At 39.9% G+C, this 16,387-nt stretch carries 15 protein-coding genes; 8 read left to right on the top strand and 7 right to left on the bottom strand.

Annotated features, from left to right (window positions below; translation table 11 throughout):
• Positions 1-2: 2 nt before the first annotated feature.
• Together ACHFIZ_RS11185 and ACHFIZ_RS11180 are read left to right on the top strand one after the other, a co-directional pair.
• Positions 3-704 (top strand): CoA transferase subunit A, encoded by a 702-nt coding sequence (locus ACHFIZ_RS11185; protein WP_410885814.1) that lies wholly within the window; start codon positions 3-5, stop codon positions 702-704.
• Positions 705-709: 5 nt separating this feature from the next.
• Positions 710-1,369 (top strand): 3-oxoacid CoA-transferase subunit B, encoded by a 660-nt coding sequence (locus ACHFIZ_RS11180; RefSeq protein WP_410885812.1) that lies wholly within the window; start codon positions 710-712, stop codon positions 1,367-1,369.
• Here ACHFIZ_RS11180 and ACHFIZ_RS11175 read toward each other — a convergent pair.
• Positions 1,366-2,016, bottom strand: a complete 651-nt coding sequence (locus tag ACHFIZ_RS11175) for a uridine kinase (protein ID WP_410885810.1) — start codon at positions 2,014-2,016, stop codon at positions 1,366-1,368. The genes ACHFIZ_RS11180 and ACHFIZ_RS11175 overlap by 4 nt on opposite strands.
• Complete coding sequence (locus ACHFIZ_RS11170) at positions 2,003-3,139, bottom strand: LysM peptidoglycan-binding domain-containing protein (protein ID WP_410885808.1); 1,137 nt, start codon at positions 3,137-3,139, stop codon at positions 2,003-2,005. Before ACHFIZ_RS11170 ends, ACHFIZ_RS11175 begins: the two co-directional genes overlap by 14 nt.
• Positions 3,140-3,394: 255 nt before the next feature.
• Here ACHFIZ_RS11170 and ACHFIZ_RS11165 point away from each other — a divergent pair, with 255 nt between their 5' ends.
• Both ACHFIZ_RS11165 and ACHFIZ_RS11160 read left to right on the top strand, forming a co-directional pair.
• Positions 3,395-3,874: a Dps family protein gene (locus tag ACHFIZ_RS11165; RefSeq protein ID WP_410885806.1), complete on the top strand. Its 480-nt coding sequence runs from the start codon at positions 3,395-3,397 to the stop codon at positions 3,872-3,874.
• Between the two features lie 75 nt (positions 3,875-3,949).
• Positions 3,950-5,782, top strand: coding sequence for a UbiD family decarboxylase (locus ACHFIZ_RS11160; RefSeq protein ID WP_410885805.1), 1,833 nt, complete (start codon positions 3,950-3,952; stop codon positions 5,780-5,782).
• On the opposite strand, the gene ACHFIZ_RS11155 is transcribed toward ACHFIZ_RS11160, so the two are convergent.
• Both ACHFIZ_RS11155 and ACHFIZ_RS11150 read right to left on the bottom strand, forming a co-directional pair.
• Positions 5,783-7,300: an OmpP1/FadL family transporter gene (locus ACHFIZ_RS11155; RefSeq protein ID WP_410885803.1), complete on the bottom strand. Its 1,518-nt coding sequence runs from the start codon at positions 7,298-7,300 to the stop codon at positions 5,783-5,785.
• A 24-nt stretch (positions 7,301-7,324) separates the two neighbouring features.
• Positions 7,325-8,188, bottom strand: coding sequence for a hypothetical protein (locus tag ACHFIZ_RS11150; RefSeq protein ID WP_410885801.1), 864 nt, complete (start codon positions 8,186-8,188; stop codon positions 7,325-7,327).
• A gap of 103 nt (positions 8,189-8,291) precedes the next feature.
• Between ACHFIZ_RS11150 and proS the strand changes: the two genes are divergently transcribed.
• Genes proS through ACHFIZ_RS11130 form a run of 4 tightly spaced genes read left to right on the top strand, consistent with a single transcriptional unit; the run spans position 8,292 to position 12,259 of the window.
• Positions 8,292-9,764 carry a proline--tRNA ligase gene (gene proS, locus ACHFIZ_RS11145; protein ID WP_410885799.1) on the top strand — a complete coding sequence of 491 codons (1,473 nt, stop codon included), beginning with the start codon at positions 8,292-8,294 and terminating at the stop codon, positions 9,762-9,764.
• A 56-nt stretch (positions 9,765-9,820) separates the two neighbouring features.
• Complete coding sequence (locus ACHFIZ_RS11140; protein ID WP_410885797.1) at positions 9,821-10,960, top strand: cystathionine gamma-synthase; 1,140 nt, start codon at positions 9,821-9,823, stop codon at positions 10,958-10,960.
• Between the two features lies 1 nt (position 10,961).
• Positions 10,962-11,735: a TIGR02757 family protein gene (locus tag ACHFIZ_RS11135; RefSeq protein ID WP_410885795.1), complete on the top strand. Its 774-nt coding sequence runs from the start codon at positions 10,962-10,964 to the stop codon at positions 11,733-11,735.
• A gap of 11 nt (positions 11,736-11,746) precedes the next feature.
• Positions 11,747-12,259: a DUF1905 domain-containing protein gene (locus ACHFIZ_RS11130; RefSeq protein ID WP_410885793.1), complete on the top strand. Its 513-nt coding sequence runs from the start codon at positions 11,747-11,749 to the stop codon at positions 12,257-12,259.
• On the opposite strand, the gene ACHFIZ_RS11125 is transcribed toward ACHFIZ_RS11130, so the two are convergent.
• Genes ACHFIZ_RS11125 through ACHFIZ_RS11115 form a run of 3 tightly spaced genes read right to left on the bottom strand, consistent with a single transcriptional unit; the run spans position 12,256 to position 16,361 of the window.
• Positions 12,256-12,996, bottom strand: a complete 741-nt coding sequence (locus ACHFIZ_RS11125) for a polyprenol monophosphomannose synthase (protein WP_410885791.1) — start codon at positions 12,994-12,996, stop codon at positions 12,256-12,258. The genes ACHFIZ_RS11130 and ACHFIZ_RS11125 overlap by 4 nt on opposite strands.
• A gap of 32 nt (positions 12,997-13,028) precedes the next feature.
• Positions 13,029-14,582 carry a peptide MFS transporter gene (locus ACHFIZ_RS11120; RefSeq protein ID WP_410885789.1) on the bottom strand — a complete coding sequence of 518 codons (1,554 nt, stop codon included), beginning with the start codon at positions 14,580-14,582 and terminating at the stop codon, positions 13,029-13,031.
• 9 nt (positions 14,583-14,591) lie between these two features.
• Positions 14,592-16,361 carry a peptide MFS transporter gene (locus ACHFIZ_RS11115; RefSeq protein WP_410885787.1) on the bottom strand — a complete coding sequence of 590 codons (1,770 nt, stop codon included), beginning with the start codon at positions 16,359-16,361 and terminating at the stop codon, positions 14,592-14,594.
• Between the last annotated feature and the right edge of the window lie 26 nt (positions 16,362-16,387).

Genomic DNA, 16,387 nt, shown 5'->3' with positions numbered 1-16,387 from the left:
CTATGATAAACAAAGTAGTTTCAAACGTGAAAGTTGCTATTCAAGATATAAAAGATGGAGATACCCTAATGCTGGGGGGATTTGGTTTGTGTGGAATACCTGAAAATTGTATTGCCGCACTGGTTGAAAAGGGTGTTATGAAATTAACATGTATTTCAAATAATGCCGGCGTTGACGATTTTGGAATTGGTTTAATGCTTCAAAAGCGTCAAGTTAAGAAAATGATTTCCTCTTATGTAGGTGAAAATGCTGAGTTTGAACGTCAGCTTTTAAGCGGGGAGTTAGAAGTGGATTTGATACCTCAGGGAACATTAGCAACTAGGTGTATGGCCGCCGGATACGGAATGCCCGCAATCTTTACTCCAGCAGGCGTAGGTACGGAAGTCGCTGAAGGAAAAGAGGTTAGAAATTTTGATGGTAAAGATTATTTGATGGAGTACGCTTTTAATGCAGACTTTGCTATTGTCAAAGCATGGAAAGGCGATACTGCAGGCAACCTTATCTACCGGTCTACAAGCCGAAACTTTAATCCCGTTATGGCTATGGCTGGAAAGGTAACTATTGCGGAGGTAGAAATATTAGTCGAAGTAGGTGAACTTGATCCAGATCATATTCATACTCCGGGAGTATATGTACATCGCATATTTCAAGGTTCCAATTACGAAAAACGAATAGAACAAAAAACATTAAGTAATAAATCCTAAAAGATATGCTGGATAAGAATGGAATAGCTAAACGTATAGCAAAAGAGATTAAAGATGGGTATTACGTAAATCTCGGAATTGGGATACCAACTTTAGTTGCTAACTACATACCATCCGGAATAAACATTGTATTGCAATCCGAAAACGGGCTTTTGGGTATGGGCCCTTTTCCTTATGATGGAGAGGAAGATGCCGACTTAATCAATGCTGGTAAACAAACCATTACTACTGTGCCTGGGTCATCAATATTTGATTCTGCCATGAGTTTTGGAATGATACGTAGTCAAAAAATAGACTTAACCATTCTTGGAGCAATGGAAGTATCTGAAAACGGAGATATTGCGAACTGGAAGATTCCTGGGAAGATGGTAAAGGGCATGGGAGGCGCCATGGACCTTGTTGCTTCGGCTAAAAATATTATTGTAGCTATGCAACACATTAATAAAGCGGGTGAAAGCAAACTACTTCCAAGCTGTACATTACCTCTTACCGGAGTCAGATGCATTAAAAAAGTTGTCACAGAACTAGCTGTATTAGATATCCTACCCGGTGGAGGCTTTAAGCTAATTGAACGTGCTCCAGGAGTGTCTGTTGATTTTATCAGAGCGTCGACCCTCGGAAAGCTTTTTTCAGAGAATTCAGTTCCAGAAATGAACCTCGACTAACCAATTTCATTTGCCCCAAGCCGTTCTTTAAAACCAACTGATATCTCATCTGTGATTTTAATAATGTCCTCTGGGGTATCAAAATTATTGATAATTACTTGGTGGCAATCATATTTATAAGGTAATAGGAACTCTTTGTATGCTGGAACTACATGATTGTCCCATTTGTAGATGACATCGTCTTCTGGATAACCCCGTTCCATTCCATCACGTCTAATTCTTCTGGCGAGAGCTACTGGTTCATCAGCTTCTATAAAAACCTTGTGATCTAAAAGGACAGCGATATCTTTAAAATGTAGAATAAAAAGACCTTCAACAATTATGATTGGAGCTGGATTTATCTCCAAAATCTTTACAACTGCTAGTGGGTTATTAAAATTGTACTCTTTCTTATAGACAACTTCTCCTTTTACTAGTTGTTTAATGTCATGTAAAAACTGTTCATCGTCTATCGTAGAAGGCAAATCAAAATTGTAAAGCTTATTCTCCTCCTGCGTCATTTCTCCGGCAGGAATATAATAATCATCCTGGGAAACCAAAGTCACCTCATCATTTTTGAAGTGATGAAGAAAACAGTTTAAAAAGAAGGTTTTTCCGGATCCACTTCCTCCCGCTATGCCGATAATGAAAGGCTTATTTTTGTTCATTTTCTTGTCCGCCGTATGTTAAATTGCAATAAAATCTTTTGTCTAAAGCTCCGAGAGCATCAGCAACAGCTTTTGTCATTACAATTATAATATCTTTTGTGGATTCGTTTTCAGTAAATTTACCAACAACCTTGGCGAAAGTTGTACGGTTGCTCATTGGATTAGTTATTTTCATTACAGTTCCAATTGGTGCGGAACGGTGCAGAACAAGCATTTTAGTCGGGTCGAGATCCTGATCAGCAATCCAGGTCGCAGTTCCCTTTTCATCAACTTGGTTTAAACCATATCGGCTAGGTGGATATCTTAGAGACGGGTCTTTTAAAGAATTTATACTGTCAATAGCCAGAGTTGAAACAGGAGGTATAAATGCAGGTTTAACGGCATATTGACCCTTGATGAGCAATTTCTGACCTACACGCAGGGAATTATCATTAAGATGATTTTTTGCTTTAAGCTGATCCATTGTCATTTTATAACTGGTAGCAATGGAGTACATGGTCTCATTTCCGGCAACGATATGCTCTATGAAATCATCTTTAGCCGCAAATTTTGGATCAGAAGTCACGGCTGGTTTACTCTGCTCGATAGGTTTTGGATAACTTGTGATAATGGTTGCCAAAGGCTTTTCAGGATTGGTAGCGATAATATTGGAAACTTCTTCTGCGGCATTTTTTGTAGGTATTTTCAAAATCTGTCCGATCTGAAGGTTTATAGACTTTAGATTATTAATTCGCTTAATCTCATCAACTGTTGTTCCAAATTTCTCGGCAAGCATATTAAGATTTTCCTTTTTAGCGACAGCGTGCTCGATCAAAGGCTCCTTAATAATTGGTAGGGGGGAAGAAGTAGATGCTGGAACTTTAACGGTTTGCGAAATACCAGACGATCTTAAAAATGGAATATTTGTAGGGACTTTGATAATAACTCCAATCTTAAGAAACTTGCTGTCATTGAAGCTCATTATATCTTTTGGGTTCGAGCCATATCTTCTTGCGACTGAATAATAAGTATCCTTGGCATCTATTTGATGAATGATAACTTTTTTTCCGTTGTTGTTTTCTACGCCAATAGAATCTCTTGTAATCTTTTTGATCAGATATGGACTGGCCTTTATTGAACTCATATTAATGATGATAGCAAAAGCTGATAGACTAAGATATTTATACATTAATGTTTAATAAAATTATCAATGGGCAATTATACGAATAATATAAATAACGCATGTTTGTTGGTGGCTGCAAACTGAATGCTCTTTTTAAACGAACTTTCCTTTTTACTATTGTTCCTTGCTGCTATAACATTTTTCAAACCAATAGTGATTCCTGTTGTTTACCTTATAATTTCGCTCGCTACGAGGGACAAAATAACACATATTATTATGGACGCAAAAGAAATAAGCTTAAGTGAAAAAGCTGTCAAGCCAGTTGTAGATTTACTAAATGAATATTTGGCGAACTACCACATTCATTATCAGAAGTTGAGAGGATGCCATTGGAACATCAAGGGTCAAAACTTCTTTACTCTACATATCAAGTTTGAAGAACTTTACACAAATGCTCAATTAACAATTGACGAGATTGCAGAACGTGTGCTAACTCTCGGAAAACCACCACATAGTCGCTTCGCTGACTATATTAAAGAAAGTGCGATCAAGGAAATTAATACTATCGGAATGAATGATCTCGCAATGGTAGATGCGTTACTAGAAGATATGGCTCAGCTAATTCAACTTGAACGCGATATTATGGAGGCTTCAGAAACTGCTGGCGACGACGGTACAAATGATATGGTGAACAAATTCATGCAGTTTAAAGAAAAAACTACGTGGATGTTAAGGTCATTCGCAGGCAAAAAATAATCTTAAATTCATATTTTTTCCATACGTCATGCTAGGTCGGCATGACGTTTTCTTTTTTAATACCTTTGATAAACCATGGGATATAAGAGCTTAGCCGAATGCGTTTCTGATCTCGAGAAACACGGCCATCTGATTAGAATTAAAGAAGAAGTAGATCCTTACCTAGAGATGGCCGCGATACATATGCGGGTATATGACCAGCAAGGTCCAGCAGTATTTTTTGAAAAGGTTAAAGGGAGCAAGTTTCCAGCAGTCTCCAATCTTTTCGGAACACTTGAACGGTCTAAATTTATGTTTAGAGATAGCCTTGAGCAAGTTGAACAATTAGTGAACTTACGTTCTGATCCAATTAAGGCCCTTAAAAATCCTTTTAAACTACCTAAAATTGCCTTTACAGCACTCACAGCATTACCTTTAAAACAAAGATTTAATAAGTCTTTATTCCAGAAGACTACAATTGATGCCATACCGAAGATAGTTAACTGGCCTATGGATGGCGGTCCATTCATCACTATGCCTCAGGTTTATACTGAAGATCCTGACAAGGCTGGAATACTGAGTGCTAATCTTGGGATGTATCGAATTCAACTCTCTGGAAATGATTATGAAATAAATAAGGAGATTGGATTGCATTATCAGATTCATAGGGGTATAGGTGTGCATCAATCAAAAGCGAATGCCAAAGGCCAACCTTTGAAAGTAAGTATTTTTGTTGGCGGTCCACCTTCTCATCCGCTTGCAGCGGTAATGCCATTACCTGAGGGTTTGTCTGAAATGACATTTGCAGGCGCTATAGGAAATAGAAGATTCAGGTACTTTTATGACGACGAAGGATTCTGTATTTCTGCTGACGCCGATTTCGTTATAACTGGAACAGTCTATCCAAATGAGACCAAGCCAGAAGGTCCATTTGGCGACCATTTAGGCTACTACAGCCTAACACACCCTTTTCCTTTAATGAAAGTGCACAACGTTTACCACCGCAAAGACGCAATTTGGTCTTTTACGGTTGTTGGTCGCCCACCTCAAGAAGATACCAGCTTTGGTGCTCTTATTCATGAGATTGCTGGCTCAACACTACCAAAAGAAATCCATGGATTGAAAGAAGTAAATGCAGTTGATGCGGCAGGCGTACACCCACTTTTGTTTGCAATAGGAAGTGAGCGCTACACACCATATCTTAAAGAACGTAAACCTCAGGAGATTTTAACCATCGCCAATCACATTCTAGGGAAGAATCAATTGAGCCTCGCAAAGTATCTTTTCATCGCTGCACAAGAGGATGATGCAAATCTGGATACTCATCACTTATCTGAGTTTCTGCAACATGTTTTGTGTAGAATGGATTTTAGAAAAGATCTGCACTTTCATACTCAAACCACTATGGATACCCTTGACTATAGTGCTGAAGGACTAAATAGCGGATCTAAAGTAGTTTTTGCGGCGGCAGGAGAGGTCAAGCGAAAGTTATTTACAGACCTTGGGTTCGTAGCAGAGCTACCTCCTGATTTTTCGGATCTAAGAATCGCTGTTCCCGGAATTGCAACAATTACAGCTAGTCCGTACCTGGATGCTAAAACAACGCAAACGCGAGTGTTAACCTTATCTCACGCACTTGAGAAACACGATTTATCTGGATTGACCATTATTGTGATTTGTGATGATTCTGAGTTTACATCGGCAACTATCAATAATTTAATTTGGATCACCTTTACCAGAAGTAATCCAGCTACAGACATTTACGGCGTGTCTGAGTCAACCATTAATAAACATTGGGGCTGTGATGGTCCTATCATAATAGACGCACGTAAAAAACCACATCATGCTCCTGAATTAATAAAAGATTTAAACGTCGAAAACAGAGTGGATAGAATATTGGCTAGGAATGGATTCCGTATAAATCATTAATTAAAATCTTACTCCAAATGTTAAAAATACGTTATTTCTGGTTGTCTTGATTTTAGCAACCGGTTCTGAGAAGTCATTTAACTCATAAGGCGCCAACTCTGTATTTGTTTGAAAACGCTGATAGGCGACGTCAAAATAATAATTGTCTATTCTATATCCTAATCCACCTGAGTAAATGTTGGTATCAAAATAACCACTGTCGTCACCTTTTATTGCACTACCATTTAATCCATAACCACCTCTCAAACTAAAAGCATTATCTAGCTTATACTCTATTCCTAAACGGTAATTGAAGGCCTCTTTATAGTTAGCTCTAACATTAGCGTTTTCTGTTCTGATTCTATTTGGATCACTGCTGTTTATGTCATTAGAAAACTGAATGGTTGAGTAATCAGTATAGTCAACATCAGCCGTAAGCAAAGCTTTTCCTGCAACTATATAGCTAGCTCCAAGGGAACCTTTTAGAGGCGTGCGAAGTTTATATCTAAATGAACTGTTTTCAGGATCACTAACATAATTTCCTGCTGCTGCACCAGTGGCTATTCGGGTATCAAGTGTAATGGTATAATTGTCCTCAATTAATAACCATGTTGGCGTCTGGAATGTAGCACCGACTCTGAAATTGCTTACTGGTCTAAAAATAATGCCCAACCTACCGTTTATTCCCGAACCTGTTGTTTCCTGATTTTGTCTCATGGATAAGCTGTAATTGGAGTTTTCAGTCACATTAAAACCTCCTTCACTATATTCACTGTCATTCACATATCGAATGTTTACGAGGCCTACACTTGCGCCAAGATAGATTTGATTTGATATGTTTAGTGCACCAGCAGCAGTTAGCTCAGAAGTTGATCCAGATCTGATTTCGCTTTTCCTCTGCATGTTATTTATGTCTGTTTCAGGAAAATAAATATTAGGAGAACCTGGAGCCGAAGGTTTCGCTGGCCCATAGCCGATTAAATAGCCATCATAAGCCATTCTTGCTAAAGAACCAGTACTCAAATTATCTGGCGCTTGTCCAGATGCATTTGCACGTTCCGCATAAAAGTCTGCGATAGAATTTGTTGGGTTAGTTCCCCCATAGCTAAAGTCGGCGCTAAAATCGTTGTTTCTGGCATATCCAAATCCGAATACAGAACTTATCAATCCCGTTTGTGTATCCTGACCCTTAGCTCTGTATGTAGGACTATACAATACCACTCCAAGGTTATTAAGATTTAAACTTTCCTTCGATGATGAGGTATTGGTATTCAAATAATTTGCAGAACCCTTCATGCTATCGAATTCGGGAGTTAGACTAAATTCAGATTTAGTAAAAAGGCCTAAACCTGCGGGATTCGATGTTATTGAACCCATATCTCCACCAACTCCAATTTGAGCACCTGCCATGCCTTTAAACCTGGCTGAACTTCCAAAATTGGTTTGTGAAAATCTAAGCGCGTCAGGTGCATAACTCTGCGCATATGTGGTTCCTGAAGCAACTACTATAGCTGCCAAGGAAAATAAAAGTTTTTTCATGTATGTCGATCGCTAATTTACAAACTATCCTCTACCCGCCCTGGTAGGTCTTGCGCCGCCGCCACTACTGCCACTACTACTTCCTGAAGATGACGAGCCACTGCCCCGTGAACTCTCTGACCTCGTTGGTGGAGAATATGTTGGTGCTGGTCTTGCAGGTGCTGACTCCGTTCTTGTAGGCCGTTGTGCAGGAGCATTAGAACGATCCGATCTGCTCGGTACTGTTGCAGCTCTATCGTTTGGATTATATCTCTCAGATCTACTTCTTTCCAATGTAGGGTTACCGTTAACATCCGATCTTCTAGTAGTTGACTTGGCCATGCCACGATTTGTCCCAACTCCATTTTCCCTTCCAACATACGGCCTTGCTTTGTAATCGGGAACATTAGTCGTTCTTCCAGTGTAATAACCGCCACCGTAATAACCGCCTCCTAGAAAACCTCCGCCATAGTAACCGCCGAGCCCGCCACCAAAATAGCTACCGTATCCCCAGTTGTTGAAGCCCCAATTGTTATATCCATAAAAGGGAGAATACAAGCTTCCCCAGCCAAATCCGCCGCCAAATCCTCCATAAAAGTCATTATAACCGTAAAAATATGGATCGTAGTAAGATCTCCAAGCTGAACCGTAAGAAAATCTGTTGATTCTGGAAGAGTAATCCATATCGTAGTAAGGATCACTTGTTCCATAGTAATCATCTTCCTGATATTCCTGTGTAGCCGGTTGAACGGTTCTAACGGGCGCCGGCACATAAACTTTTGCTTGTGCATTACTATTGTAAACATCATCGGTAACCGCTCCCTGCTGGGCAACCCTCGGTGTAGAACAAGAAGTTACAACTAACGCTGTGACGACAAGCATCCCGGTGAATAAATGATTTAGTTTCATATGTATATGGCTTTTGTGTGTTCCAATTTTTTTGTAGGTATAAATTTATAAATTTGCAACGTACAATACAAACGATTTAACACAAAAAACGTTCCAGACAGCTATGAGCAAAGGCATTACAAGTAAAAACGAAGACTATTCCCAGTGGTATAACGACATTGTTATAAAAGCTGACCTGGCAGAACATTCCTCAGTTAAAGGTTGCATGGTCATTAAACCTTATGGATATTCCATTTGGGAGAAAATACAGGCGGTTTTAGATCAAAAGTTCAAAGATACTGGGCATAGTAATGCTTATTTTCCATTATTCATTCCTAAGTCATTTTTCTCTAAGGAAGCTTCCCATGTGGAAGGATTTGCGACAGAATGTGCCGTAGTGACACATTATCGTCTCAAAAATGATGGAAATGGAAACATCATTGTAGATGAGACCGCGAAACTCGAGGAAGAACTAATCGTTCGTCCCACTTCTGAAACGATAATCTGGAACACTTATAAAGGTTGGATACAATCCTATAGAGATCTTCCACTCTTGATCAATCAATGGGCAAATGTGGTGAGATGGGAAATGCGTACCAGACTTTTTTTACGCACGACTGAATTCTTGTGGCAAGAAGGCCATACTGCTCATGCGACTGCTGAAGAAGCAATTTCAGAAACCAGACAGATGCTTGATGTATACGCAGATTTTGCGGAGAATTGGATGGCTGTTCCGGTTATAAAAGGAGTTAAGACCGCCAATGAACGTTTTGCTGGTGCGCTTGATACCTATTGTATTGAAGCTTTAATGCAGGATGGTAAAGCATTGCAAGCTGGAACCTCACACTTTCTAGGTCAAAATTTTGCCAAGGCATTTGATGTGAAATTCACGAATAAAGAAGGTAAAATAGAACACGTTTGGGCAACTTCATGGGGAGTGTCGACCCGATTAATGGGTGCTTTGATCATGGCACACAGTGACGATGCCGGGTTAGTATTACCACCAAAACTAGCTCCAATACAAGTAGTTATTGTTCCAATTTACAAAAGCGACGAAGATTTAAAGAACATATCGAACTTTGTCTTTGAACTAATATCGAAACTAAAAAAATTAGGGATCTCGGTGAAATATGATGATAGGGACACGCAACGACCTGGTTTCAAATTTGCCGAATATGAGCTTAAAGGAGTTCCTGTGCGACTTGCCATTGGATCACGCGATATGGAAAATGGAACCGTGGAATTGGCTAGAAGGGACACCAGAGAAAAGCAAACGGTACTACAGGAAGGTCTGGATACCTACATCGCTCAATTACTAGAGGACATCCAGTCAAATATATTCACTAAAGCATTAAACTTTAGAACAGATCATATCACAGAGGCAAACTCATATGATGAGTTCAAGGAGCTACTTGACGCCAAAGCAGGATTCATTTCTGCGCATTGGGATGGCAGTCCAGAAACAGAGCAGAAGATTAAAGAAGAAACGAAAGCAACAATCCGCTGCATTCCATTGAACAATAAGTTGGAAGACGGTGTTTGTATCTACAGTGGCAAGGCATCAACACAGCGTGTTCTCTTTGCCAGAGCTTATTGACAAGGAAACAAACCTATCTTTGCTATTTTATCACAGTCCCATAAACCTTTAAAAAAATGAAGTTCGCAACTAAAGCTATACATGCAGGTCAGGAACCTGATCCAACAACGGGAGCCGTTATGACCCCTATCTATCAGACTTCAACTTATGCCCAGAAGTCGCCAGGTGATCACAAAGGTTACGAATACTCCAGAGGTACAAACCCTACGCGTAAGGCACTCGAAGACTGCCTCGCTGCCCTTGAAAATGCCAAATACGGATTGGCATTTTCAAGTGGAATGGGTGCAACAGATGCTGTTCTCCGAATGCTCAAACCAGGTGATGAAGTCATTACTGGGAATGATCTTTATGGAGGTTCTTACCGAATTTTCACTAAGATCTATGAGAAGTATGGATTGAAATTTCATTTTTTAGACCTGTCTAAGCCCGATAATATTCTTCCATATATCAATGAAAATACGAAGTTGGTATGGATTGAAACACCAACCAATCCTACCATGAGGATAATCGATATTGAAGGGGTTGCGAAGATAACTAAAGGTAATGGTTTACTACTAGCTGTCGACAATACTTTCGCTTCTCCCTATTTGCAAAACCCTATGGATCAGGGTGCTGATATTGTAATGCACTCAGTAACCAAATATATTGGAGGGCACTCTGACGTGGTTATGGGGGCTTTACTTGTGAACGATGACCAACTATATAAAGATCTTTGGTTTATCTACAACGCTTGCGGCGCTACACCCGGCCCCCAGGATGCTTTTCTTGTGTTGAGAGGTATAAAAACACTTCATCTAAGAATGAAGGCTCATTGTGAAAACGGTGAGAAGGTAGCTCATTTCTTAAAAAGCCATCCTAAGATCGATAAGATTTATTGGCCTGGATTTGAGGATCATCCGAATCATGATGTCGCAAAAAAGCAAATGCGCGGTTTTGGTGGAATGGTCTCAATTACTATTAAAGATGCAGATTTACAAGAGACGTTTCGTGTGGCATCATCCTTTAAAGTATTTACTCTTGCCGAATCTTTAGGCGGTGTTGAATCTTTAATCAACCATCCAACAACCATGACACATGGATCGATTCCTAAAGAAGAGCGTGAGAAAGTTGGGGTGACAGATAATCTTTTGAGATTGAGCGTAGGAGTGGAAGACATCGATGATCTTTTGGCCGATCTTGAACAAGCTTTGAAGTAGATTGGAGTTCCTGGAACTAAAAAACTTCTTAGATGTAAAGGTTGAACAATACAATAAACCTTCTTTTATTAAGAACGATCCCATTTGTATACCCCACCAATTCTTTTTAAAACAAGACATAGAAATTGCCGCATTCTTTGCGGCAATTTTAGCATGGGGCCAGCGTAAAACGATTATCAATAAATGTAATGAACTGTTCAATCGAATGGATAATGCTCCTTATGATTTTATTTTAAACCATGATTCTGAAGATTTGAAGAGACTTCTCGGATTTAAACATAGAACGTTCAACGATACAGACCTACTATATTTTATAGCCTTCTTCAACCATCATTACCAACAGTCTGACACCCTTGAGTCGGCATTTCTTGTTCCAGAGCTAGGCGACAGACCGAGAATTGAACGTTCCCTAAATCATTTTAGAACCTATTTTTTTTCCCTACCGGATTTTCCAGGCCGAACGATTAAACACGTTTCTTCTCCAACGCAGAAATCCACCTGCAAACGGCTCAACATGTTTTTACGGTGGATGGTTAGAAAAGATAATAGGGGTGTCGATTTCGGTATCTGGAGCCACCTCAAGCCCGCTCAGCTTATTTGCCCCTGTGATGTGCATGTTGATAGGGTAGCAAGAAAATTAGGAATGATTCAAAGAAAACAAACGGATTGGCTAACGGCAGTCGAGCTTAGTGGTCAGTTATCATTACTAGACCCTGACGATCCGGTGAAATATGATTTTGCATTGTTCGGATTGGGAATCGAAGAGAAATTCTAGTAATTTCCGCCATGATTAAATTCAAGGCAGAAATCGAGCGGTTTGCAGAAATGGGCGAAAAGACTGGCTGGAGCTATATTTTTATTCCAGCCTCAATTGCTCAACAACTTAAAGAAGATTGTAAAAAGAGTTTTCGAGTAAAAGGTATGCTAGACAATGTCCAGATAGGGGGTGTTGCCACGGTACCTATGGGAGAGGGTGACTTTATTATCGCATTGAAAGCAAGCCTTAGAAAAAAGCTCAGAAAGGAAGCTGGAGCTGTTGTCGAGGTCCAACTCGAGGAGGATAAAGACTTTAAGATCGAAATGCCTCAAGAACTAGAGCTCTGTTTATCCGACGAGCCGGAACTTCTTAGAAGTTTTTTGAAACTACCCAAATCTCATCAAAACTGGTATATCAACTGGTTGAACGCTGCCAAAACCGAGCCCACAAGAACTAAAAGAATTGTTAAGATAGTCTCAGCTATGGACAAAGGCCAGACTTTCGGGGAAATGATGCGGGAAGACAAGACCGAAAAACTTTAATCTGTACCCGGCCGATCGTATTTTCTAAACCAGCTAGAAATCGTCATTTGTATAACTCCCAGGAAGGCTTCCCTAAAAATTCTTGTGCTCATTTTCGAAGTGCCTTCTGTCCTGTCCGTAAAAATAATTGGAACTTCAACAACTTTAAAACCATAATTGATAGCGGTAAACTTCATTTCAATTTGAAACGCATAACCTACAAATCTTATCTTATCCATTGGAATTGTAGAGAGCACCGTCCTACGGTAACATTTAAATCCTGCGGTTGCGTCTTGTATGGTGATGCCTGTTATGATTCTCACATACATAGAAGCAAAGTATGACATCAACACCCTACTCATAGGCCAATTGACAACATTTACACCCTTTACATACCTTGAACCGATTGCGATGTCAGCTCCAGAAAAACATTCTGTTCGAAGCCTAATCAAATCATCTGGATTGTGGGAAAAGTCAGCATCCATTTCAAAAATGTACTGGTATTGTGACCTTTCTAGCGCCCATTTAAATCCATGGATGTAAGCGGTCCCTAATCCAAGTTTTTCTGCTCGCTGTTCCAGATGCAAAGCCGGATATTCTTGTTGAAGCTGTATTACAATTTCAGCGGTGCCATCCGGGGAACCATCGTCTATAATGAGAATTTCAAAAAAGAAATCTAAAGAGAAAACCTTTCTAATAATCTTTTCAATATTTTCTTTTTCATTGTAGGTAGGGATGATTACTAAACTATCTGACACGTATATTGATTTAAAAGCATAAAGTTAAGGATTTACTTCACTTCTTGCATTAGCTTTTTCACAAGAGGCGATATAGCAATCAATATTACTCCCGCGACGATGGAATATATTGCAAGCTGCTTATATCCGTCTGTGTAAGTCATGAGCTTTTGCAAGGCGCTCTCATTCTCTCCAGCCTCAGAAAGGTTGGCGCCTAAAAGACCAGCAACATATTGGCCATATGCACTTGCTAAAAACCACATTCCCATCATTACGCCTTGCAGCTTTGGCGGCGACAATTTTGTCATAATCGATAAGCCAATAGGTGAAAGGCAAAGCTCTCCTATCGTGACAACAAAATAAGCAATTGTAAATACATCAAGAGAAGCGATACCTTCAGGAGTTGCAAAGTAACGCGTGGAATAGAATATAAAGTAAGCAGCGCCAAGAAACAGAAAGCCCAAACCAAATTTAATGATCGTGTTAGGCTCAATTTTCTTCTTTGCCATGCCAATCCAGATGAAGCTGATGACGAAGGCAAAAATGATAACGAACAAAGAATTTGCCGAGTTATTAACTCCGTTAGGATCTACCGTTATAACACCTAATATCTTATTGTCAAGGTTTCTAGCTGCGAATAATGCTAGGGAACCGCCACTTTGCTCATAGATGCCCCAAAAAACGATGGAGAATAAAATGAATACCAATGCGGCAACAAGTTTTTTGCGCTCTGCAATACTATATTTGGACATCTCGAAAAACAAATAAAACAGTGTTGCGGGTCCAATAGTGTACATAAACCAATCTGTGTATTGAGTTTTGGCAACCATGATCATGATCAACGGTACAACGGATAGGGTGCCAACATAAACAGCATAGTCATACCACTTCTTACTGATCGATTTGCGTTTTATTACTGCGGGTTCTGGCTGAACTCTTTCATCGATACCGACAAAAGTCTCGTCGACAACTTCTTCGTCGGTAGAAGGCGGCAAGCCAATCGGTCCCAAGGTCTTCTGTGTAAACAAGAAAGTAACTAAACTCATGGTCATCACAATCGCTGCTAATCCGAAGGCCAGATGCCAGGAATACTGTTTGCCGATTGCGATACAGGCATATCCACCTAATAGAGCACCAATGTTTATCCCGGCATAGAAGACTGAAAAACCTGCGTCACGACGAATGTCGTCCGAACGATAAAGTTTCCCTACCATAGTTGAAATATTGGGCTTAAAAAATCCTGTTCCAACTACCGTAAAGCTTAATCCTAGAAAGAAAAATTGCTTGGGATCGTATGCAAGAATCGTACTCCCAACGATCATTAAAATACCTCCCCAAAATAAGGATTTTCTGAAGCCAAGGATCTTATCAGCGAACAACCCTCCGATAAAAGTGAAGGCGTAAACAAATGCCTGCGTAGCCCCATATTGAAGGTTGGCATCTACGTCATTCATCATCAATTTGGTCACCATAAAATAGGTGAGCATTCCCCGCATGCCGTAGAAGCAGAAACGTTCCCACATCTCAGAGAAGAACAAGGACCAAAGTTGCTTAGGATATTTTCCTTTAAAGTCCTGGATTTGCTCCAGGGTAATATTTTCAGCCATGAATATAGCTTATTTTACGCCATGCATTAACTTCTTCATAATTGGTGACAACATCATTACCAATAAGCCTATTCCTATCGGAATTAATGTGAATATCAGAAAAAAGGTAGTCATTGAATATTTAGATGTAATCTCATCGATCTTCCCACCCATGGTTCCTGCTATTTTGTTACCGATAGCGATTGCCAGGTACCAAATGCCAAACATGATCGCTATCATCCTGCCGGGAACTAGTTTGCTTACATAGGAAAGGCCAACGGGTGATATAAATAATTCTCCCAAGGTATGGAACAGGTAAGCCAAAATCAACCAAATCATACTTACTGCTGCAACAGCTGCTCCTTGCGGAATGGAACTTGATCCGTACGCTAGCGCTCCAAACCCAATACCCAATAGAATCATACCGAAACCATTTTTCATAGTTGCAGAAGGATTGTACTTACTCTCCCAAAGTTTAGAAACAATAGGTGCAAGGCTGATAATAAACAAGGAGTTCAGGATTCCAAACCAAGTGGCTGGAACTTCTGATTTGACTTCATTATACTGATTAGATAGCATATAAATAACAATACCCCAAATTAAAACAAAGCCTGATGCTAAAATAAGATTACCTAGCGCATATTTTGCAAAGGTTTTCGCAAATAACTTAAATAGCACATAGGAGATGATTATCAGCGGAACTACGGTGATTAACGTATTGACAACATTGAAGATTATCTTAGAGTCTCCGGAAAGAACCCGCTGCGTGTAATCCTTCGCAAAAATGGTCATAGAACCACCTGCCTGCTCGAAAGATGCCCAAAAGAAAATGGTAATAAATGCCAGCACAATAACAGCAATCATCTTATCACGAAGGACAGGGGTATATTGTGATATCCTCTTAACCAGGATGAACAAAAATAGCGCTAAGGCGATCATGATCATGAAGTTACTACCATCAAGAGTTCCTACCTTAAAGTTAAACAGATTAGCGGAGGTTATTTTAGACACCGGATCGTTGATTATCCAGGCAAGTCCAATTACCGAAATCAAAGCGATCACAATTGAATCGAATGTCGAGAAAGGATTTCTGGATGATTCCTCTAAATTGTCGGAACCCTCTTCTACTTGATTCTTCAATGGCTTCAAGCCAATTTCGCCGAATATTCCCTGAGTGAAATAAAACTGTAGCATTCCTATAAACATGAAAATACCAGCAAGTCCGAAGCCCCAGCTCCATCCCCAATCCGGACTTTCACCTATATAACCACAGAGAAGCATCCCTAAAAATGCGCCGGAATTTACACCCATGTAAAATATAGTGTAAGCGCCATCTTTTTTATCTGAGTGCTTTTTATACATCTGCGACAATACAGAAGTCATATTTGGCTTAAAAAATCCATTACCAATTACGAGCAATCCTAAACCTAAATACATGAAAGCCTGGTGAAATTCCATAGCCATGGAGAGATGTCCAAGAGTCATTAGTAATGCACCAACCAGAACAGCCCAACGATATCCAATGATCCTATCTGCGATATAACCACCTAAAATAGGCGTTAAATATGCCAGGCCTGTGTAAGAACCGTAGATAGCAAGCGCTTGCTCTCTTGGCCATCCCCAACCGGGGTTAATGTCTGTTAAAGAAGAAGTTAAGAAAAGGACAAGTAATGCCCTCATTCCATAATACGAAAACCTTTCCCACATCTCTGTAAAGAATAAAACAAACAGCCCAGCCGGATGTCCTAATACCTTACTCTCAAAAAAGTCATTTGGGGTGTCCAAATTAGTTGTACTCATCTTAGTTTTTTAGTAATTACAGTTAG

This window comes from Pedobacter sp. JCM 36344, from assembly GCF_046546555.1.
Lineage (GTDB): Bacteria > Bacteroidota > Bacteroidia > Sphingobacteriales > Sphingobacteriaceae > Pedobacter.
Note: the sequence above shows the minus strand (reverse complement) of the source record. Positions and strands in the feature narration are given on the sequence as shown.